The 20,796-nt window shown below is 70.9% G+C and carries 17 protein-coding genes; 3 read left to right on the top strand and 14 right to left on the bottom strand.

Features of this window, described 5'->3' with window-relative positions:
- Nucleotides 1–198 precede the first annotated feature (198 nt).
- A complete protein-coding gene (locus TN53_RS29125) occupies nucleotides 199–1,185 on the bottom strand; it encodes a 2-hydroxyacid dehydrogenase (RefSeq protein ID WP_199924666.1) in 987 nt (328 codons plus the stop codon).
- 77 nt (nucleotides 1,186–1,262) lie between these two features.
- Here TN53_RS29125 and TN53_RS29120 point away from each other — a divergent pair, with 77 nt between their 5' ends.
- Together TN53_RS29120 and TN53_RS29115 are read left to right on the top strand one after the other, a co-directional pair.
- Entirely contained in the window at nucleotides 1,263–2,261 is a 999-nt protein-coding gene (locus TN53_RS29120) for an aldo/keto reductase (protein ID WP_046261679.1), read from the top strand.
- A gap of 113 nt (nucleotides 2,262–2,374) precedes the next feature.
- A complete protein-coding gene (locus tag TN53_RS29115; RefSeq protein WP_199924665.1) occupies nucleotides 2,375–3,541 on the top strand; it encodes a PQQ-dependent sugar dehydrogenase in 1,167 nt (388 codons plus the stop codon).
- An 8-nt stretch (nucleotides 3,542–3,549) separates the two neighbouring features.
- Here TN53_RS29115 and TN53_RS29110 read toward each other — a convergent pair whose 3' ends face one another.
- From TN53_RS29110 to TN53_RS29080, 7 genes are all read right to left on the bottom strand, one after another.
- Nucleotides 3,550–3,738, bottom strand: coding sequence for a DUF6191 domain-containing protein (locus tag TN53_RS29110; protein ID WP_046261677.1), 189 nt, complete (start codon nucleotides 3,736–3,738; stop codon nucleotides 3,550–3,552).
- An 89-nt stretch (nucleotides 3,739–3,827) separates the two neighbouring features.
- Complete coding sequence (locus tag TN53_RS29105) at nucleotides 3,828–6,866, bottom strand: helix-turn-helix transcriptional regulator (protein ID WP_046261697.1); 3,039 nt, start codon at nucleotides 6,864–6,866, stop codon at nucleotides 3,828–3,830.
- 140 nt (nucleotides 6,867–7,006) lie between these two features.
- Nucleotides 7,007–7,192, bottom strand: coding sequence for a hypothetical protein (locus tag TN53_RS29100; RefSeq protein WP_046261676.1), 186 nt, complete (start codon nucleotides 7,190–7,192; stop codon nucleotides 7,007–7,009).
- Nucleotides 7,193–7,388: 196 nt separating this feature from the next.
- Entirely contained in the window at nucleotides 7,389–7,970 is a 582-nt protein-coding gene (locus tag TN53_RS29095) for a hypothetical protein (protein WP_046261675.1), read from the bottom strand.
- Between the two features lie 35 nt (nucleotides 7,971–8,005).
- A complete protein-coding gene (locus tag TN53_RS29090; protein ID WP_046261674.1) occupies nucleotides 8,006–8,578 on the bottom strand; it encodes a GNAT family N-acetyltransferase in 573 nt (190 codons plus the stop codon).
- Nucleotides 8,556–10,784 carry an MMPL family transporter gene (locus TN53_RS29085; protein WP_046261673.1) on the bottom strand — a complete coding sequence of 743 codons (2,229 nt, stop codon included), beginning with the start codon at nucleotides 10,782–10,784 and terminating at the stop codon, nucleotides 8,556–8,558. Before TN53_RS29085 ends, TN53_RS29090 begins: the two co-directional genes overlap by 23 nt.
- 191 nt (nucleotides 10,785–10,975) lie before the next feature.
- The gene (locus TN53_RS29080) at nucleotides 10,976–11,272 is read right to left on the bottom strand and encodes a hypothetical protein (RefSeq protein WP_046261672.1); all 297 of its coding nucleotides are present in this window, start codon (nucleotides 11,270–11,272) and stop codon (nucleotides 10,976–10,978) included.
- Between the two features lie 186 nt (nucleotides 11,273–11,458).
- Between TN53_RS29080 and TN53_RS29075 the strand changes: the two genes are divergently transcribed.
- Complete coding sequence (locus TN53_RS29075; protein WP_046261671.1) at nucleotides 11,459–12,268, top strand: methyltransferase domain-containing protein; 810 nt, start codon at nucleotides 11,459–11,461, stop codon at nucleotides 12,266–12,268.
- 51 nt (nucleotides 12,269–12,319) lie between these two features.
- Here TN53_RS29075 and gatB read toward each other — a convergent pair whose 3' ends face one another.
- The 6 genes from gatB to ligA form a co-directional block, all read right to left on the bottom strand.
- Complete coding sequence (gene gatB, locus TN53_RS29070) at nucleotides 12,320–13,834, bottom strand: Asp-tRNA(Asn)/Glu-tRNA(Gln) amidotransferase subunit GatB (RefSeq protein WP_046261670.1); 1,515 nt, start codon at nucleotides 13,832–13,834, stop codon at nucleotides 12,320–12,322.
- A gap of 15 nt (nucleotides 13,835–13,849) precedes the next feature.
- Nucleotides 13,850–14,089 carry a hypothetical protein gene (locus TN53_RS29065; protein ID WP_031051298.1) on the bottom strand — a complete coding sequence of 80 codons (240 nt, stop codon included), beginning with the start codon at nucleotides 14,087–14,089 and terminating at the stop codon, nucleotides 13,850–13,852.
- Nucleotides 14,086–15,597 (bottom strand): Asp-tRNA(Asn)/Glu-tRNA(Gln) amidotransferase subunit GatA, encoded by a 1,512-nt coding sequence (gatA, locus tag TN53_RS29060; RefSeq protein ID WP_046261669.1) that lies wholly within the window; start codon nucleotides 15,595–15,597, stop codon nucleotides 14,086–14,088. Before gatA ends, TN53_RS29065 begins: the two co-directional genes overlap by 4 nt.
- A gap of 5 nt (nucleotides 15,598–15,602) precedes the next feature.
- On the bottom strand, nucleotides 15,603–15,899 hold the full coding sequence (gene gatC, locus TN53_RS29055) for an Asp-tRNA(Asn)/Glu-tRNA(Gln) amidotransferase subunit GatC (protein ID WP_007384860.1): 297 nt from the start codon (nucleotides 15,897–15,899) through the stop codon (nucleotides 15,603–15,605).
- A gap of 157 nt (nucleotides 15,900–16,056) precedes the next feature.
- Nucleotides 16,057–18,297, bottom strand: coding sequence for a putative bifunctional diguanylate cyclase/phosphodiesterase (locus TN53_RS29050; protein WP_046261668.1), 2,241 nt, complete (start codon nucleotides 18,295–18,297; stop codon nucleotides 16,057–16,059).
- Nucleotides 18,298–18,589: 292 nt separating this feature from the next.
- Nucleotides 18,590–20,782: an NAD-dependent DNA ligase LigA gene (ligA, locus tag TN53_RS29045; RefSeq protein WP_046261667.1), complete on the bottom strand. Its 2,193-nt coding sequence runs from the start codon at nucleotides 20,780–20,782 to the stop codon at nucleotides 18,590–18,592.
- Nucleotides 20,783–20,796: the final 14 nt, after the last annotated feature.

The raw sequence follows: 20,796 nt of genomic DNA, 5'->3' as shown, positions 1-20,796 counted from the left end.
AGGCCGTGCATCGCCCGTCGCCCCCCTCACAGTCTGCAATGTCCATCCCCGGCGCCGAACGGTGCGCGGCGCAGCCCCTGTCGGGACGATACACCAGTCTCGTCACTCAGGGACATAGTTCCTCTACGCTCCGTGACGACCAGCGGGGATGCGAGCACGGACCGCGTCCGGGGGGTTGCGGAGGGTACCGGAAACGGATTACGCGCTTGTTGCTCCGCGGATCTCAGCGCTTGTGGGGCCCGTCGTAAGGATCACGTTGCGCAATGGCTCCTGGTTCACGAATCGCCCCAACTGGTCCACCAACAGCCGCTTGGCGCGCGGCAGGAACGCGGACGTCGGTCCGCCCACGTGGGGGCTGATGAGCACGCCGGGCGCCTGCCACAACGGGTGCCCCGCGGGCAGGGGTTCGGGGTCGACGACGTCCAGGGCCGCGGTGATCCGACCGCTCTCCAATTCGGCGAGCAGGGCCTTGGTGTCGACGACGCCACCGCGCGCGACGTTCACCAGAAGAGCGCCGTCCTTCATCCGGGCCAGGAACCCGGAGTTCACCAGACCACGGGTGGTGTCGTTCAGCGGCGTGGAGAGGATGACGACGTCCGCCTCCGGTAGCAGGGCGGGCAGTTCGGTGAGGGCGTGCACCGGTCCGCGCTCCGTGGTGCGCGCGGAGCGCGCGACGCGCGCCACCCGCGCGACCTCGAACGGTACGAGCCGGTCCTCGATGGCGGCGCCGATGGAGCCGTAGCCGACGATGAGCACCGACTTGTCGGCGAGCGCCGGGTGGAAGTCGCCCTGCCAGTGCTCCTGTTGCTGGGCGCGGACGAACCCGGGGATGCCGCGCAGCGAGGCCAGCGTGAGGGTGAGGGCGAGCTCGGCGGTGCTCGCCTCGTGCACACCGCGCGCGTTGCACAGCTCCACGCCGGGCACGATGTCGTCCAGTTGCGCCAGGACGTCGTCGACGCCTGCCGTGAGCGTCTGGACGAGCCGCAGGTTGCGCATCTCCTTCAGCGGGCGGACCTTCACGGGCTGCCGCTTCATGTAGGGCACGACGTACACGACGCAGTCGGCCGGGTCCCCGGGGAACTCCCGCCTGCCGTCCTCACCCCCGTCCCAGAAAAGGTAGTGGGGTCCTTCCGGGAGCCCTGCGATCTCTTCCGGCGGGATGGGGAGCCACACGTCAGCGGTCATGGTCCGAGGCTATGTCAGGTGCGTGAGGGCGCAGAGGTTAGGTTGTGGGGTGCCGGAAGAGGGAGGGTCACGAGCAGGTGGAGCGCAGGACGATCGGGGCGGCGGCGCTCGCGGTGGGGGATGTCGGACTCGGTTGCATGCCGATGAGCTGGGCCTACAGCGGGTCGCGGCAGCGGGGTGAGGAGTCGTTCAGGGCCGTGCACCGGGCGCTGGACCTGGGCTCGACGCTGCTGGACACGGCCGACATGTACGGCCCGTTCACCAATGAGCTGTTGGTGGGGCGGGTGTTGAAGGAGCGGCGCGGGGAGGCCTTCGTGTCGACGAAGGTGGGGCTGCTGGTCGGCGAGCAGCACATCGTGGCCAACGGCCGGCCCGGTTATGTGAGGCGGGCGTGCGACGCGTCGCTGCGGCGGCTGCAGACGGACGTGATCGACCTGTACCAGCTGCATCGGGCCGACCCCGAGGTCCCGGTCGAGGAGACCTGGGGCGCGATGGCGGAGCTGGTGCAGGCCGGCAAGGTGCGGTCGCTGGGGCTGTGCGCGGTGGGCGCGCGAGGCGGCCGTCGGTCCGGGGCCCGTCTGCACGACGCGACGATCCGCCAGCTGCAGCGCGTCCAGCAGGTCTTCCCGGTGAGCGCGGTGGAGGCGGAGCTGTCGGTGTGGTCGCCGGAGGCCCTGGAGTCGCTGCTGCCGTGGTGCGAGGCCCGCGGCGTCGGCTTCCTGGCGGCGATGCCGCTGGGCAACGGCTTCCTCACCGGCACCCTGACCCCCGGCGAGGGCTTCGAACCGGACGACGTCCGCGCCCGCCACCCCCGCTTCACGGCGGAGATGATGGCCGCCAACCAGCCGATCGTCGTCGGCCTGCGCCGCATCGCCGCCCGCCACGGCGACGCCGTCACACCCGCTCAGGTGGCCTTGGCGTGGGTGCTGGCCCGGGGCCGCCACGTGGTCCCGGTCCCCGGCGCCAAGCAGGAGCGCTGGGTGACGGAGAACGCGGCGGCGGCCGAGCTGCGGCTCTCCGCGCAGGACCTGGCGGAGGTGGCGGCACTGCCCGGGGCACGGGGATCCTGGGACTGACGGGATCCTGTGTCTGAGAGGCCCTTGGCGGTTCGGGTCCCGGAGATCGGGAACCTGTGAGGCCCGAGCGGTGTAAGAACAGTAGAAGCCACCGCGTCGAAGGGACCGAGATCGTGCAACGACGAGCAGTGTCGGCCGTGTTGGCCGCAACCGCGCTCCTGGTGACGGCCGGATGTTCCTCGGACGATGGCGGTGGCGGGGCGCCGGGCGGTGGTACGACAGCGAGCAGCGGTACGACGTCGGAGGCCTCCCCCACCCAGCAGGCCGCCGAGGAGACACCCCCCGCGAAGGGCTCGGTGAAGGTGCTCCGCACCGCCGCCACCGGGCTGGACACTCCCTGGGGCCTGGCCCCGCTGCCCGACGGCGATCTGCTGGTCTCCTCCCGGGACAAGGCGACGATCACCCGGATCGACGGGGAGACCGGCAGGAAGACCGAGCTGGGCGAGGTGCCGGGGGTCTCCCCCGCCGGTGAGGGCGGGCTCATGGGCCTCGCGCTGTCTCCGGACTACGCCTCGGACCACATGGTCTACGCCTACTTCACCTCGGCCTCGGACAACCGCATCGTCCGCATGCTGTACGCGGAGGAGAAGCCCTCCGGCGAGCAGCTGGGCGCACCGGACACCGTCTTCAGGGGCATCCCCAAGGGCTATATCCACAATGGCGGCCGGATCGCCTTCGGCCCGGACAAGATGCTGTACGCGGGCACGGGCGAGAGCGGCAACACCGGTCTGTCCCAGGACAAGAAGTCCCTGGGCGGCAAGATCCTGCGGCTGACGCCGGAGGGGGAGCCGGCTCCGGGCAACCCGTTCCCCGACTCCCCGGTGTACTCGTTCGGCCACCGCAATGTGCAGGGCCTGGCCTGGGACGCCAAGCAGCGTCTGTTCGCCTCGGAGTTCGGCCAGGACACCTGGGACGAGCTGAACGCGATCGAGCCGGGTGGCAACTTCGGCTGGCCGGAGGTCGAGGGCACGTCCGACGACGGCGACTTCCGCAACCCGATAGCCCAGTGGGCCACGGATGACGCCTCTCCCAGCGGTATCGCCTACGCCGAGGGCTCGATATGGATGGCGGGGCTGAAGGGCCAGCGCCTGTGGCGCGTCCCGCTGAAGGGCACCGAGGCCTCGGCAGACCCGCAGGCGTTCCTGGAGAGTGAGTACGGCCGGCTGCGCACGGTGGTGTCGGCGGGCGGCGACAAGCTGTGGCTGGTCACCAGCAACACGGACGGGAGGGGGGACCCGAAGGAGGGGGACGACCGGATCCTGCAGGTACAGGTGAGCTGACCGGGCCGTCAGTCCTGGGCGGACCCGTCCTCGTCCGGCGTCGGCCGCCGTACGACGACCTTGCCGGACGCGAGGTCTATCGGCCCGCGTCCGGGGTCGTTGTCACCGATGTCCTCCCGTGTCAGCGCCAGCCGGTTCTCTTCGTCCTGGGTGTGTTTTCGACCCGGTGCGAACAGTTCCTCGAAGGCGTTGAACACGGGACCTCCCTGGGCCGACGTCCTTTACAGCGTAAGCCTGACTCCGTTCGTCCGAATGGTGAGCCCGTGGCCCCCGCTCCCTCGGGGCGTCACCCCGCCGTCCGGCCGGTGAGCGGCTCCGCCGGGAACAGCCCCAACCGGTGTGCCACGGCCGCGGCCTCGCCCCGGCCCGAGACGCCGAGCTTGGCCAGGATGTTCGAGACATGGACGCTGGCCGTCTTCGGGGAGATGAACAGCTCCTCGGCTATCTGGCGGTTGCTGCGGCCGGCGGAGACCAGGCGCAGCACGTCACGTTCCCGGCCGGTGAGGCCGAGGGAATCGGCCGTCGGGGCCTGGGACCGCTTCGGGGCGCGGGCCATGGGGAGGCGGGCGCGCTGGGCGAGCTGGGTGACGGCGTCGGTCAGGGGACGGGCACCGAGGTGGCGGGCGACGGCGTGGGCGAGGCGGAGCAGTTCCGTAGCGCGGTCGCGTTCGTCCTCGCCGCCGGTGGTCAGGAGGGCCTCGGCGAGGCGGTGGCGGACGCGGGCGAGGTCGTAGGGGCGGTCCAGGCGCTCGAAGGCGGCGGTCACCTCAGACCAGTCGTCGGGGTCGCTCATGCCCTCGGCGCGCAGAAGCTCCGCGCGGACCCAGCGTTCGTGGGCCTGCCACACAGGGACGTTGGTGGCCAGGGGTCTGGCGGCCGTACGGATGCGTTCGAGGAGTTCGGCGCGGCCGGGGTCGGCGGCGGGCAGGCCGAGGGCGTCGGCCTCCATGGCGGCGGCGGTCCGCAGGAGGGGCCAGGCGTAGCGCTGGGTGTCGGGCGGGAAGCCCGTGTCCATGGCGCGTTCGAGTTCGGCGCGGGCGTCCAGGAGGCGGCCCTCGCCGGCGGCGACGCCGATGGCGATGCGGGCGAGGGGGATCTCGTTCTGGGGCGGCCGGTCGTGGCTGCCGAAGTGGCTTCGGGACGCGGCCAGTTGGTGGCCGGACTCGGCCAGGTCACCTCGGGCGAGGGCGAGTTCGGCGCGCAGGCGGGCATGGAAGCCGCGGGGCTTGGCGCTCTGCCCGACCCGCCCGGCGTTGACTGAGGCTTCGGCGGCCTCGTCCCAGCGGCCCAGGCTGCAGAGGGATTCGGCGAGGTTGCCCCAGGCCCAGGCCTCGCTGTCCGGGAGGCCGAACTGCCGGGTGTAGGCGAGCCCTTCCTCCAGGATGGGCACGGCGTCGGCGGAGCGTCCGACGGCTTCGAGGGCGTCCGGCAGGTTCACATAGACGCGGGCCGCGACGGCGGAGAGGCCGTGCTCGACCGTCTCCCGCTTGACCTCCAGCATCTCGCCGAGTCCCGTCTCGATGTCACCGGCGTGGACCTTGAGGCTGCCGAGGGTGAGCCGGGCGTTCATCTCGATCTCGCGGACGCCGAGCATGCGCGCGTACTCCACGGCGCGCTCGGCGGCGAAGAAGGCGTTGGGGCCGGGGACGTGCACCATGGACCAGTTGGCGACGCTGGCGAGGACCTCGGCGTGCACCTCGGAGGGCGGCAGGCCGCGTACCAGCTCCTGGGCGGTGGCCAGTTCCTGCCAGCCGTCGCCCCGGGACAGCGCCGAGATCAGCCGGGAGCGCTGTACCCAGAACCAGGCGCTGCGCAGCGGATCGCCCTCCTCCTCCAGGAGGTGCAGCGCCCGCTTGGTGATCTTCAGGGCGCGTTCCCGTTCCCCGCAGAGCCGGCCGGCCACGGCGGCCTCGGCCATCAGGTCGAGATAGCGCAGCGGGGTGGTGGCCGGGTCGCAGCCGCAGGCGGGGTAGACCTCGGCGTAGTCGACGGGGCGCAGGGCGTCCCGTACGTCCTCGGGGGCGGTGTCCCAGAGCTCCATCGCGCGTTCCAGGAGCCGCAGTTGTTCGGAGTAGGCGTGCCGGCGGCGGGCGGTGACGGAGGCGTCCAGGACGGCGGGCAGGGCCTTGGCGGCGTCGTGGGCGTGGTACCAGTAGCTGGCCAGGCGCATGACGCGGCCGTCGGCCGGCACGAGCGCCGGGTCGGTCTCCAGGGCCTCGGCGTAGCGGCGGTTGAGGCGGGAGCGCTCGCCGGGCAGCAGGTCGTCGCTGACGGCCTCGCGGACCAGGGAGTGGCGGAAGCGGTAGCCGTCGCCGTCGGGTGCGGCGCTGAGGATGTTGGCGTTCACGGCGGCCCGCAGCGCCTCGATGAGGTCGTCCTCGGCGAGCCCGGCGACGGCGGCGAGCAGCCGGTACTCGACGGTGGAGCCGCCCTCGGCGACGACCCGGGCGACCCGCTGGGTGCTCTCGGGCAGTCCCTCGACGCGGACCAGGAGCAGGTCGCGCAGTGAGTCGGTGAGGCCGGCACAGCAGCCCTCGTGGGCGGCGACGGCGAGTTCCTCGACGAAGAAGGCGTTGCCGTCGGAGCGTTCGAAGATGTCGTCGACGGTGGCCGGGTCGGGTTCGCAGGCGAGGATGCCGGCGATCTGACGGCCGACCTCGGTGCGGTTGAAGCGGCCGAGTTCGAGGCGGCGGACGGTGCGCAGCCGGTCGAGTTCGGCGAGCAGGGGGCGCAGCGGGTGGCGGCGGTGGATGTCGTCGGCGCGGTAGGTGGCGAGGACGACGAGGCGGCCGGTGCGCAGGGTGCGGAAGAGGTAGGCGAGGAGGTGGCGGGTGGAGGCGTCGGCCCAGTGCAGGTCTTCGAGGGCGACGACGACCGTGCGGTCGGCGGCGACGCGCTCCAGCACGCGGGCGGTGAGTTCGAAGAGACGGGCCATGCTCTGCTCGTCGTGGCGTCCCGAGGGCGCCTCGCCCAGTTCGGGCAGGAGCCGGGCCAGTTCCTCCTCCTGGCCTGCGGCCGCGACGGTCATCTCGTCCGGCAGTGCGCGGCGCAGCGCACGCAGCGCGGTGGAGAACGGGGCGAAGGGCAGCCCGTCGGCGCCGATCTCGACGCAGCCGCCGAGCGCGACGACCGCGCCCTGTCCGCCGGCCGCGGTGGCGAACTCCTCGACGAGTCGGGTCTTGCCGACGCCGGCCTCGCCGCCGATCAGTAACGCCTGCGGCTCGCCCGCGGCGGCACGGGCGAGCGCCTCGTTCAAGTTGGTCAGTTCATCGGCGCGACCTACGAACACGGGACTGACGGACCTGGTCTCCACGGGCCCGAGCATCGCACGGGGGTCCGACAGCGCGGCACCGGTTTTCGCGGGGAGCGTGTCCGCTTCCGCCGTCATGGTGCCCACTGCCACCACCCCGGCGTTCAGGGGGACGGCCGCCTCGGTCGGCGGGCGGCCGTCCCCCTCCCCCGCGGTCACGCGGCGCGCAGGAAGCGGAGCCGGCGGCTGAGCCCGGTATGCACCTCGCCCTCGGTGTCGTGGCCGGCTGCCTCGCGGCGGGCGGCACGGCGGCTGCGGACCGCCTCGCGGGCCAGACGCTCCTGCTGGGCCTGACGGAGCAGGTCGGCGGAACGAAGCTGGGAGAGCTCGTACTCGTACATGGTGTCCCCTTGGGAGAGTCGGTTTCGTGCTTCGCTTTCTGCGATGCCTTTACCTTCGTCTCCAAGGCGGGTCCGCCACATCGGGAGAGTTCCGCATCTTCGGCCACCGTGGGGGCCTTAGACATGCCTAAGGGGCCTCAGGCGCCGCGTAAGGTGCTTACGCTCGGCCTAAGACCCCTTGGTGACCTGCGGTGATTCAGCTCGTGGACGGCAGTCCGAGCAGGACGTCGGTGTACTTGAGGACGGCCAGGAGCAGGCCGATGACCCCGAGCGAGACGCCCGCCCAGCCGACCGACTTGATCCACGGGGCCTGCGGCTTGCCGGGCGCCCCGAAGGCGGGCCGGGCCAGCACGAAGACGCCCACGATCAGCGCGGCCAGCGCGAAGAAGCCGGCCCACAGAGCGGAGGTCTGCCAGGCGTCGCCGTAGATCTCCTTGACCTGCGTGGCGACGGTCGCGGTCGACGCCGTCTCCAGCTGACCCACGAGGGTCTCGCGGGCGGCGGCGACCGTACCGATCCAGCCACCGGTGAGGGAGACAAGACCGAGCCCGGCGGACACGACGGCGGCCGCACCCTGGCCGACGCCGGACGGGCCCTCCTTCTCGTCCTCGCCGAGGCCCTCGAGGACCTCGGCCTCGTCGCCGTCCTCGGCGTCGTCGGCCTCGATCACCTCGTCGGCGCCCACGGCGTCGCTCTTCGTGACGTCCACCTTCTCCTCGTCGGTCCTGGCCTCGGGGCCCGTCTCGGCCCCGGTCTCGTCAACAGTCTTGGTTCCCATACCTCGCACCGTACGGACGCAGTCTGAGAGGTCTCTTAATGATCGCTGTGAGCGGCACGCGCGCGTGCCTCACGCCATTCGGGCGCCAGCACCGACCAAACCTCGAGATCGTGCCGCATCCCACCATAGGGGTGCGCCTGACGGTGGACGCCGTCGCGGGTCATCCCCAGCCGCCGGGCGACATTGAGGCTGTTGGTGTTGCCGGCGGCGGCGATCCATTCGACACGGTGGATGCCGCGCCCCTCGATCACCCAGTCGATGAGCACCCGCATCGCCCGGGTGATCAGCCCGCGCCCGGTGGCGGCGGGCTCCAGCCAGCAGCCGACCTCGGCGTTGCCCTGAGCGGCGTCGAAGTTGAGGGTGAGCACTCCGCCCACGAGCTTTCCGTCCAGCCAGATGCCGTGGTAGCCGCCGGTGTCGTCGGCGCGCATCCGGGCGTAGCGCTGGAGCGTCTCGCGCGCGGACTCCACGTCCACCGCCTTGGAGCCGAAGGGGATGAACTCCCCGATGAACTCCCTGCCGCGGTCCAGGTTCGCCAGGAACTCCTCCGCGTGCCACGGTTCCAGTGGGCGCAGTTCGGCACCGTCACCCAGCGATATCGCGTACATCGATGTCCCGCTCCTTCTCCAGCTCCGCCACGACGCCGTCCAGCCTCGCATGGGCGGCCCGGCGCTCGGGCGGCTCGATGCTGATGCGCGGCATCCGGCGGTCCAGCCAGCCCGGCAGCCACCAGTTGGCGCCGCCGAGCAGGTGCATGAGGGCGGGGACGAGCAGCGTGCGCAGGACGAAGGCGTCGAGGGCGACGGCGGCGGCCAGCGCGATGCCGAACATGGCGATCACGCGGTCGCCGCTGAGGACGAAGGCGAGGAAGACCGAGATCATGATGACCGCGGCGGAGTTGATCACCCGGCTGGTCTCGGCGAGCCCGACGCGGACGGCCCGCCGGTTGTCGCCGGTCTCCAGCCACTCCTCGTACATCCGGCTGACCAGGAAGACCTGGTAGTCCATGGAGAGCCCGAAGAGCACAGACACCATGATCACCGGTAGGAAGGGTTCGATCGGTCCCGCCCGGCCGAGGCCCAGGAACTCGCTCCCCCAGCCCCACTGGAAGATCGCGACGACGATCCCGAAGGCGGCGGCGACCGCGGCGACGTTCATCGCGGCTGCCTTCAGCGGGATGCCGACGGACCGGAAGGCGAGCAGGAGCAGCAGACAGCCCAGGCCGATGACGACGCCGACGAACAGGGGCAGCTTGCCGACGATCACCTCGGCGAAGTCGTCGTACGACGCCGTCACACCGCCGACCTGGATGTCGAGCGAGGTGCCGGTCTCGGCGCGTGGCAGCACCTCGGTGCGCAGCCGGTCGACGAGGTCGCTGGTCTTCTGGGACTGCGGGGACGACTCCGGGACGATCGTGAAGTATCCGGTGCCCCCGCTCGCGTCGTAGGTCACCGGTGTCGCCGAGGCGACGCCCTCGGTGGTGCGGATGGTGGCGTCGAGGTTGTCGAGGAGGAGCTTGTCCTCGGCGCCGTCGATCTGTGTCACCAGGGTCAGCGGGCCGTTGACGCCGGGGCCGAAGCCGGCGGCGAGCAGGTCGTAGGCCTGGCGGGTGGTGGACGCCTGTGGGTTGTTGCCCTGGTCGGAGGTGCCGAGGTGCAGCCCCAGCGTGGGCAGGGCCAGGACGGTCATGACGGCCAGAGCGACCGCGCCGAGCAGCTTGGGGTGGCGTTCCACGAACGCCGACCAGCGCGCGGCGAGCCCGGTCGGCAGCTCGGGCTGGGGCCCGTGCTCGTCCAGGTGCCGTCGCTCGCGCCGGCTCAGGGCGCGCATGCCGATGAAGGAGAGCAGGGCGGGCAGCAGGGTGACGGAGGCCGCGACGGTGAGGACGACGGTGAGCGAGGCGGCTATCGCGACGCCGTTGAGGAAGCTCAGCCGGAGGATCAGCATGCCCAGCAGGGCGATGCAAACCGTGGCACCCGCGAAGACGACGGCCCGTCCGGTGGTCGCGACGGCGTTGGAGATGGACTCGGCGACACCGAGCCCGCGTTTCAGTCCGCGCCGGTGCCGGGTCACGATGAACAGGGCGTAGTCGATGCCGACGCCGAGCCCGATCAGCATGCCGAGCATGGGCGCGAAGTCGGCGACGGTCATGGCGTGCCCGAGCAGCACGATCCCGGCGTACGCCGTGCCGACGCTCACCAGCGCGGTGGCGATGGGCAGCAGCGAGGCGGCGAGCGAGCCGAAGGCGAGGAACAGCACGACCGCGGCGACGAGCACGCCGACGGCCTCGGCGAGATGTCCGCCCGAGGACTCGGTGAGGGCGATGGCGCTGCCGCCCAGCTCCACCTGGAGTCCGTCGCCGCCGGCCGCCTCGGCGGTGTCGACGACGGCCTGCGGCTGGCCCTTGTCGATGTCCTCGGCCCGGTCGTCGAAGGTGACCGTGGCGTACGCGGTACGGCCGTTCTCGCTGATCTGGGCGGCGCCCTGTTCGTCGTACGGACTGACGACGGTGGCCACTCCGGGCAGATCGGCGATCTCGTCGAGGGTCCGGGTCATGGTCTGTTCGACGGCGGAGGCACGGACCGTGCCGGACGTGGTGTGCCAGACGACGGTGTCGCTGTCACCGCCGAGTTCCGGGAAGCCTTCCTGCAGCAGCTGGGTGGCGCGGCCCGACTCGGTGCCGGGGACCTCGTAGTCGTTCGAGTACGCCGAGCCGGTGGCCACGGCGGCCGCGGTCACCCCGCCGAAGGCGAGGAGCCACAGCAGAACGGCGACGAGGCGGCGCTGGACACACCAGCGTGCGAGGGCTGCCACGAAACGTGCTCCCGGGTGGATTTATGGATCTTTGACCGGGAACAGTCGCCCAAAAGATGAATGGCCCGCAAAGAACGCATGAGCAATGCGGAGACCACTCTTGCAGCCAGAAATGATCGTTTACCGCATTGGTGCGTTTATTCACAGGAGTGGGAGGCAGATCACAGGACAGTAACGTCCTCTCTGTCACCTCAGTCGAACTGGTCGCCCAGCGCCATCACCATCACACCGACGATCAGCAGCCACAGCGCCCTGCGGGTGCGTCCCCGGGAGCCGAGCACCGACGCGAGTGCACAGACCGCGGCCCCGCTGGCGTAGGCGGCCGGGACGAGCGCCGGGCCGGATCCCGTGAAGCGGAGCGCCGAGGCCGTTATGCCCGCGAGCGTCAGCACCGCCCCGGTGGCGAGAGCCGTCCAGCGGGCCCGCCGCGCGTCCTCGGCCGGGTCCGCGTACTCCTTTGGTATCTCGGAATCGCCGCGTCCGTCCATGGCGGGCGAGCGTAGCGCGTCTCCCTGAGAAACCAGGTGCCGGACGGCCTCGTCCCCTGCTACGGTCCCCCCGTCCGCAGTCTCCGGCCTCGCGCCGCCGACCGAAGCAGGTTGATTTTTTGAAGGTCCGACCGAGCTCCTACGCATCTCTCTTCCCTACGAAGGACTCAAGGAGCCCGTTCACCGATGTCAGACATCACCCCGAGAACCTCGAGTGAGGACCTCGTCCGGCGGCTGACCCAGAGCCGCTTTCCGCGCAGCAACGGTTACGACGTCCGCTGGGTCATCGAGAACCAGATGGGCCCGAACGCGCTGTGGCTGCTGGAGTGGCTGGCGCCCGCGCTGGGCCTGGACCGGCTGCGCCCCGGCGCCCGCGTCCTCGACCTGGGCTGCGGCCGCGCCATGACCTCCGTGTTCCTCGCCAAGGAGTACGACGTCCAGGTCACCGCCGCCGACCTGTGGGTCAAGGCCGACGAGAACGCCGTACGCGTCGCCGAGGCCGGTGTCGCCGACCGTGTGCTGCCGGTGTACGCCGAGGCGCACGACCTGCCGTTCGGCGAGGGCACGTTCGACGCGATCGTCTCCGTCGACGCGTATCAGTACTTCGGCACGAACGACCTGTATCTGCCCACGCTGGCGCGGCTGTTGAAGCCGGGCGGGCGGATCGGGATCGTCGTACCGGCACTTCGGGAGGAACTGGAGGGCGACGAGCCTCCGGCGCATCTGAAGGAGTACTGGGAGAAGGACCCCGGTTTCTGGGCGTTCCACTCCCCCGCCTGGTGGCGGCGGCTGTGGACGCGCAGCGGGGCCGTGACGGTCGAGACGGCCGACTGGCTGGAGGACGGCTGGCGCGACTGGCTGCTGTGGAGCGAGGTGTGCGCCGAGGAGAGCTCCAGCGAGTTCATGGCGGACATGGCGCACTGGTCGGTCGACCTGATGCACACCGACGTCGAGCATGTGCTCGGTTTCGCGCGGGTCGTGGGACGCCGTAAGTGACAGCAGGGGCCCCGGAGGTACGACCTCCGCGGCCCCTGCCTACGACGGGCCTCAGCCCTCGCCGACGCCCAGCTTCTCCAGGATCAGCTCCTTGACGCGGGCCGCGTCGGCCTGACCGCGGGTCGCCTTCATGACCGCGCCGACCAGGGCGCCGGCCGCGGCCACCTTGCCGGAGCGGATCTTGTCGGCGATGCCCGGGTTGCCGGCGATGGCCTCGTCGACGGCGGTGCCGAGGGCACCCTCGTCCGACACGACCTTCAGACCGCGCTTGTCGACGACCTCGTCCGGGGTGCCTTCGCCCGCGAGGACGCCTTCGATGACCTGACGGGCCAGCTTGTCGTTGAGGTCACCCTTGGAGACGAGCTCGGTGACCCGGGCGACCTGCGCCGGGGTGATGGCCAGCTCGTCCAGCGAGGTGCCCGACTCGTTGGCGCTGCGGGCGAGTTCGCCCATCCACCACTTGCGGGCGGATGCCGCGTCGGCACCGGCGTCGATCGTGGCGACGATCGGGTCCAGCGCACCGGCGTTGAGGATCGCCTGCATGTCGAGCGCCGAGATGCCCCACTCCGCGACGAGACGGTTGCGGCGGGCCAGCGGCAGCTCGGGCAGACCGGCGCGGATCTCCTCGACCCACTCGCGAGAGGGGGCCACCGGAACGAGGTCCGGCTCGGGGAAGTACCGGTAGTCCTCGGCCTCTTCCTTCACGCGGCCCGAGGTCGTCGACCCGGTGTCCTCGTGGAAGTGCCGGGTCTCCTGGATGATCGTCCCGCCGCTGTTGAGTACGGCGGCATGCCGCTGGATCTCGAAGCGGGCGGCGCGCTCCACGGAACGCAGCGAGTTGACGTTCTTCGTCTCGCTGCGGGTGCCGAACTTCTCGCGGCCGTGCGGGCGCAGCGACAGGTTCACGTCGCAGCGCATCTGGCCCTGCTCCATGCGGGCCTCGGAGACACCGAGCGCCCTGATGAGCTCGCGCAGCTCGGCGACGTACGCCTTCGCGACCTCGGGAGCACGCTCGCCGGCGCCCTCGATCGGCTTGGTGACGATCTCGATGAGGGGGATGCCGGCCCGGTTGTAGTCGAGCAGCGAGTGGGACGCGCCGTGGATTCGGCCGGTGGCACCGCCGACGTGCAGCGACTTGCCGGTGTCCTCCTCCATGTGGGCGCGCTCGATCTCCACACGGAAGGTCTCGCCGTCCTCCAGCTGTACGTCGAGATAGCCGTTGAAGGCGATCGGCTCGTCGTACTGGGAGGTCTGGAAGTTCTTCGGCATGTCCGGATAGAAGTAGTTCTTCCGGGCGAAGCGGCACCACTCGGCGATCTCGCAGTTCAGCGCGAGACCGATCCTGATCGCCGACTCGACTCCGGTCGCGTTGACGACCGGGAGCGCGCCGGGCAGGCCGAGGCAGACGGGACAGGTCTGCGTGTTGGCGTCCTGACCGAGTTCGGTCGAACAGCCGCAGAACATCTTGGTCTTGGTGCCGAGTTCGACATGGACCTCAAGGCCCATGACGGGGTCGTACGACGCGAGTGCGTCCTCGTACGACTCCAGGTCGGTCGTGGTGGTCACGGTGAAACTTCCCTCTCAGCCCAGCAGGACGTCGTCGTCGCCCAGCCGCTTCAGCTCGCGGTACAGGACGGCGAGGCCGGTGACTACGGCGACGGCGGCCACGGTCGCGTCGATCAGGACCAACGTGTCGCTCTCGGCGCGCGCCTTCTTGAGCCGCTTGGCGACACCGATGGCGCCGAACGCCGTGGTGGCGATGGACAGGTACGTGCCGGACTTGGACTTCTTGAAGTCCTTGGCCTTGGTCAGCTTGCTCACAGCGACGGTGCCTCCTCCAGGAGCGGGTGGCCCCACCTTTCCACGAAGGCGGCCTCGACGGCGGCGCCGACCTTGTAGAGACGGTCGTCCTTCAGGGCCGGGGCGATGATCTGCAGACCGACCGGGAGGTTGTCCTCCGGGGCGAGACCGCAGGGCAGCGACATGGCCGAGTTGCCCGCCAGGTTGGTCGGGATGGTGCACAGGTCCGCGAGGTACATCGCCATCGGGTCGTCGGCACGCTCGCCGATCGGGAAGGCGGTGGTGGGCGTCGTCGGCGAGACGATCACATCGACACCACTGCCCTGCTCGAAGGCCTTCTCGAAGTCGCGCGTGATGAGCGTGCGGACCTTCTGGGCGCTGCCGTAGTACGCGTCGTAGTACCCGCTGGACAGCGCGTACGTGCCGAGCATGATGCGGCGCTTCACCTCGGGGCCGAAGCCCGCCTCACGGGTGAGGGAGGTGACCTCTTCGGCCGAGTGGGTGCCGTCGTCGCCCGTACGCAGGCCGTAGCGCAGGCCGTCGAAGCGGGCGAGGTTGGACGAGCACTCGGACGGCGCGATCAGGTAGTACGCCGACAGGGCGAGGTCGAAGGACGGGCAGTCCAGCTCGACGATCTCGGCGCCCAGGTCCTTCAGCAGCGCGACGGACTCGTCGAACCGCTGGATGACACCGGCCTGGTAGCCCTCACCGCGGAACTGCTTGACGACGCCGACGCGCATGCCCTCGACGCTGCCGTTGCGGGCGGCCTCGACGACCGGCGGGACCGGGGCGTCGATCGAGGTGGAGTCGAGCGGGTCGTGCCCGGCGATGACCTCGTGCAGCAGCGCCGCGTCCAGGACCGTACGGGCGCAGGGCCCGCCCTGGTCGAGGGAGGACGAGAACGCCACCATGCCGTAGCGGGACACGGCCCCGTACGTGGGCTTCACGCCGACCGTGCCGGTGACGGAGGCCGGCTGGCGGATGGAGCCGCCGGTGTCGGTGCCGATGGCGAGGGGGGCCTGGAAGGAGGCGAGGGCGGCGGAGGAGCCGCCACCGGAGCCGCCGGGGATCCTGGTGAGGTCCCAGGGGTTGCCGGTCGGGCCGTAGGCGCTGTTCTCGGTGGAGGACCCCATGGCGAACTCGTCCATGTTGGTCTTGCCGAGGATGACGACGTCGGCGGCCTTCAGCCGCTTGGTGACGGTCGCGTCGTACGGCGGGATCCAGCCCTCGAGCATCTTCGAACCGACGGTCGTCGGGATGCCCTCGGTGGTGAAGATGTCCTTCAGCGCGAGCGGGACGCCGGCCAGCGGGCCGAGCTTCTCGCCCTTGGCGCGCTTCTCGTCAACGGCACGGGCCTGAGCCAGCGCGCCTTCGCGGTCGACGTGCAGGAAGGCGTGCACCTTCTCGTCGACGGCCTCGATACGGGCCAGGTGGGCCTCGGTCACCTCGACCGCGGTGAGCTCGCCGGAGGCGATCTTCGCGGCGGTCTCGGCGGCGGTGAGCCTGATGATGTTGACGTTGTCCGTCATGGCGGTTAGTCCTCCCCCAGGATCTGCGGCACCTTGAAACGCTGCTGCTCCTGGGCCGGGGCGCCGGAGAGCGCCTGCTCGGGGGTGAGCGACGGACGGACCTCGTCCGCCCGCATGACGTTCGTCAGCGGAAGCGGGTGCGAGGTCGGCGGTACGTCTTGGTCGGCGACCTCGCTGACGCGTGCGACCGCGCCGATGATGTCGTCCAGCTGTCCCGCGAAGTGCTCGAGCTCTTCGGGCTTCAGCTCCAGACGCGCCAGCCGTGCGAGGTGGGCGACCTCCTCGCGCGTGATGCCAGGCATGCAGCGATCCTCTGGGTGAGAGTGTGTGGTTTGGGGCCAATCCTATGGGGCGGCGCCCTGTGCCCGTGAAACGGTTTCCCCGCCCCCGGCCGGCGTCGGTGAATTCAGCCCCTGGGGATGGGAACGGGTAAGGGCGGCGGGAGCGAAAATCGCCTGGCTACTCGTCGGTGGCAGCCGCCGGCAGAGCCGCCCGCGGGCGCTGCCATCCGCGTGAACCCCGGGCCCGCAGCCAGGCGGTGGCCTCCTCCGCCGGCATCGCCGCCGCGACCAGCCACCCCTGTACGGCGTCGCAGCCCAGGTCCCGCAGCCGCTCCCACGTCTCGTCGTCCTCGACGCCCTCGGCGACCACGAGGAGGCCCAGCGAGTGAGCCAGATCCACCGTGCACCGCACGATCTCCGCGTCCTCGGTGTCGATCGCCAGCCGGGCCACGAAGGAGCGGTCGATCTTCAGCTCGCTGACCGGCAGCCGGCGCAGATGCACCAGCGACGAATAGCCCGTACCGAAGTCGTCCAGCGACATCTTCACGCCGTGCCCGGTCAGCCCGGCGAGGGTGTCGGCGGCGCGCTGCGGATCTTCGAGGAGCACGTGTTCGGTTATCTCCAGCTGGAGCGAGCCCGCGGGGACGCCGTGCCGGGCCAGCCGGGCGGCGACGGAGCCGGCGAAGCCGGGGGTGTGGACGTCGCGCGGGGAGACGTTGACCGCGACGGGCGCGTACAGGCCCTGGGCGCGCCACCGGGCCACCTGGGCGAGCGCGGTGTCCAGGACGTACTCCGTGAGGTGCGGCATCAGCCCCGACGACTCGGCGATGGCGATGAACTCGTCCGGCGGCACCTTCCCGCGCTCCGGGTGCACCCACCGGACGAGGGCCTCCAGGCCCGCCACCTGTCCGTCGAAGCGGACCTTGGGCTGGTAGTGCAGCTGGACCTCGTGCGCGTCCAGCGCGCGCCGCAGGTCGCCCAGCAGACCGAGGCGGTCGGGGGTGTTGGAGTCCCGCTTGGACTCGTAGACCTCGACGCCCGTACGGTCCCGCTTCGCCTGGTACATCGCCACGTCCGCCCGGCGCAGCAGCCCCTCGGCGTCCAGGGCGTGGTCGGGGAAGACGGCGACGCCGGCGCTGGCCTCCAGGACGAGGGTGAGCCCGTCCAGGTCGAGCGGGGAGCTGAGGGCCGCCACGAGGTTGCGGGCGACCCGGGTCGCGGACGTCGTGGAGTCGGCGACGGGCAGTAAGACGGCGAACTCGTCACCGCCGAGCCGTGCGGCCTCCGCTCCGCGCGGCAGGGCCGCCTGCAGCCGGTCGGCTATCTGCAGGAGCAGCCGGTCACCGGCCAGGTGGCCCAGCGTGTCGTTGACCGACCGGAAGCGGTCGAGGTCGATGAGCATCAGGGCGGCCCGGGCGCCGATGCGCTCGGCGTCGTCCAGGGCGGTCCAGATCCGTTCGAGGAGCCATTGCCGGTTGGGGAGCCCGGTCAGCGGGTCGCGCAGCTGCTCCTCCGCCCGGGCCCGGGCTATCCACAGGGTGGAGTCGAGGGCGATGAGCGGGATCGAGAAGAGCGGCAGCAGCACCGGTTTGGCGACGGCGACGACGCAGACCAGCGGTGCGATGCCGAGCAGCGCGACCGCGACCAGGCCCTGTCTGACGAGGGCGGTGCGGGCCACGGTGGGCAGGCCGCCGGTGCGCGGGGCGTGCAGGTACCACAGCAGGGTGCGGGTGACCGCGAGGTAGGCGGCCGCGACGAGGAGCACCGCGGGGGCGGTGTAGAAGGTCCAGGTGTCGGGGTTCCAGGGGGCCTCGACGGACGGGAGGCGTCCGAACGCGGCCAGCACCAGGGCGCCGGCGCCGATGCCGAGGATGTCCACCGCGCCGTGCAGGACGCCCTGTCGCCAGCGGTTCCGCCTGGCTGTGCCGACCAGGACGACGACGGTGAGGCTGACCATCCCGGCGGGCACCCAGCCGTACAGCAGCAGCACGGCGAGGGTGAGGGCGGCGCCCGAGCCGGTGCCGCCCCACCAGCGGGCGCGGCCGAGCGCGACCAGGTGGCCGACGATGATGCCGGTCAGCACGGCCAGGGACCAGCCGACGGAGCCGGACGGGAAGAGCGCGTGGCCTTCGGTGAAGGCCCGGTAGAAGCCGGCGCCGAGCACGAACCCGGCCGCCGCGACGACCCCGGTGGGCAGTGCGGGCCAGGACAGATGCCGCTCGGACCCGGAGCCCGGCAACCCGGGCGGGTGTTCGGCGAGCTGTACGGCGTTACGTCCGCCTGCCGCGGAGTACGGTCCGAGGGCGCGCCCCTCCTCGCCCGGACGGTTCGCGGACCGCGTCGACCAACGGCTCCCCCGCCAGGCGCCCGTCAGCCGGCGCAGCCGTGAGTCCGGGGCGGCGCTCTCGGTCGGTTCCATTCCCGTCCCTCTCACAGCCGGCGGTGCCCACGCCACGCGGCCCGTTGCCCGACAAACCCTCGACGGCGCCGCGTTGGAAAGCCCTTCCCCCTGCTCTGGAGGAGCAAGGGGATGCCCCAACCGCAGCTGGGCACGGCAGGCGCACATCTCAACAGTAGGCCGCAGAAGGCTTCCACGGGCAGCGGTCGTCGACGGTTGCCCGAATGCGCCCCGGCCACCCGTATGCATCTGGTATGCGCCGATCGGGTGACCTTCAACCGCTGCTCCGCCCTACTCCTCGCCCGCGTCGCGCCTACTCCTCGGTCGGAAGCGCGACTTCGGCGGCCGCCTCGGGGCCCTGTTCCAGCAGGACGTCGAAGCCGTCCTCGTTCAGGACGGGCACCTTGAGCTGCATCGCCTTGTCGTACTTCGAACCTGGATTGTCCCCCACAACGACGAAAGACGTCTTCTTCGAAACAGAACCGGTCACTTTCGCGCCCCGAGTTTGCAATGCCTCCTTGGCACCGTCACGGGTGAAGCGCTCCAGGGTGCCCGTCACGACGACGGTGAGGTCTTCGAGGGGGCGGGGGCCCTCGTCCTCGCCGGAGCCCTCCTCCTCCAGCCGGACACCGGCGGCCCGCCACTTGCGGAGGATCTCCTGGTGCCACTCCTCGGCGAACCACTCCTTGAGCGACTTCGCGATGATCCCGCCGACACCGTCGGTGCCGGCCAGCTCCTCTTCCGTCGCCTGCTCGATCCGCTCGATCGAGCGGAACTCACGGGCCAGCGCCTGAGCGGCGACCGGGCCGACATGACGGATCGAGAGGCCGTTGAGGAAGCGGGCGAGCGGACGGCTCTTGGCCTCCTCGATGTTCTTGAGCAGCGCGAGCGTGTTCTTCTTCGGCTCGCCCTGCTGGTTGGCGAAGACGGTGACGACCTTCTCCTCGCCCGTCTTGGGATCACGCTTGGGCAGGCCGCTGTTCTGGTCGAGGACGTACGCCCTGATCGGGAGCAGCTTGTCCACGGTGAGGTCGAAGAGGTCGCCCTCGTCGACGAGCGGCGGGTCGGCAGGCTCCAGGGGACGGGTGAGCGCGGCCGCCGCCACGTCGCCGAAGTGCTCGATGTCCAGGCACTCGCGGCCGGCGAGGTAGGAGACACGCTCCCTCAACTGCGCGGGGCAGGTGCGCGCGTTGGGGCACCGCAGGTCGATGTCCCCCTCCTTCATGGGCTTCAGCGGCGTCCCGCACTCCGGGCACTCGGTCGGCATCACGAACGCGCGCTCGCTGCCGTCGCGCAGGTCCACGACCGGTCCGAGGATCTCCGGGATGACGTCACCGGCCTTGCGGATCACCACGGTGTCACCGATGAGGACACCCTTGGCCTTGACGACGTCCTGGTTGTGCAGGGTGGCGAACTCGACCTCGGAGCCCGCGACCGTGACGGGTTCGACCTGGGCGTACGGCGTGACGCGACCGGTTCGACCGACGCCGACCTTGATGTCGATCAGCTTGGTGTTCACCTCCTCCGGCGCGTACTTGTAGGCGATCGCCCAGCGGGGCGCGCGAGCGGTGGAGCCGAGGCGCCCCTGGAGACGGATCTCGTCGAGCTTGACGACCGCTCCGTCGATCTCGTGCTTCACCGAGTGCCGGTTCTCGCCGAAGTACGCGATGAACTCCCGTACACCGTCGAGGCCGTCGACCACCCTGTTGTGCTCCGCGGTGGGCAGGCCCCATTCCTTGAGCAGGTCGTAGGCCTGGGAGAGACGGGTCATGCCGTCGAAGCCCTCCAGGGCACCGATGCCATGCACCACCATGTGGAGGGGCAGGGTCGCCGTGACCTTCGCGTCCTTCTGCCGCAGCGAACCCGCGGCGGAGTTACGGGGGTTGGCGTACGGCTTCTCACCGGCCGCCACCCGGCGGGCGTTGAGCCCCTCGAAGGCCTCCATCGGGAAGTAGACCTCGCCGCGGATCTCGACAAGGCCCGGCACACGGTCGCCCTTCAACCGGTGCGGGATCTCCGCGATCGTCATCACATTGGGTGTGATGTCCTCCCCGATCCGCCCGGTACCCCGTGTGGCGGCGCGGGTGAGCCTGCCGTTCTCATAGGTCAGGTTCACCGCCAAGCCGTCGATCTTGAGCTCGCACAGGAAGTGGTAGTCGGAGGTGCCGACGTCCTTGTGGACGCGCTCGGCCCATGCGGCGAGCCCCGCGTCGTCGAAGACGTTGTCGAGCGACAGCATGCGTTCACGGTGCTCGACCTTGGCGAGGTCGGTCTCGAACTCGACGGCGACCTTCTGCGTCGGCGAGTCCGGCGTCCGCAGCTCGCTGTACTCCTCCTCCAGCGCCTCCAGGGAACGCAGGAGCTCGTCGAACTCCGCGTCGCTGATGACCGGGGCGTCCTGCGCGTAGTACCGGGTGCGATGCTCCGTGATCTGCTCAGCGAGCTTCGCGTGCTGCTCCCGCGCCTCGGCGGGCACCGTCGTCTCCGCTTGCTTGTCGCCGGCCACCGTGTTGTCCTCCC

Origin of the sequence: Streptomyces sp. WM6386 (assembly GCF_000972385.1) — a bacterium.
GTDB lineage: Bacteria > Actinomycetota > Actinomycetes > Streptomycetales > Streptomycetaceae > Streptomyces.
This window is presented reverse-complemented; position numbering and strand designations above follow the sequence as displayed.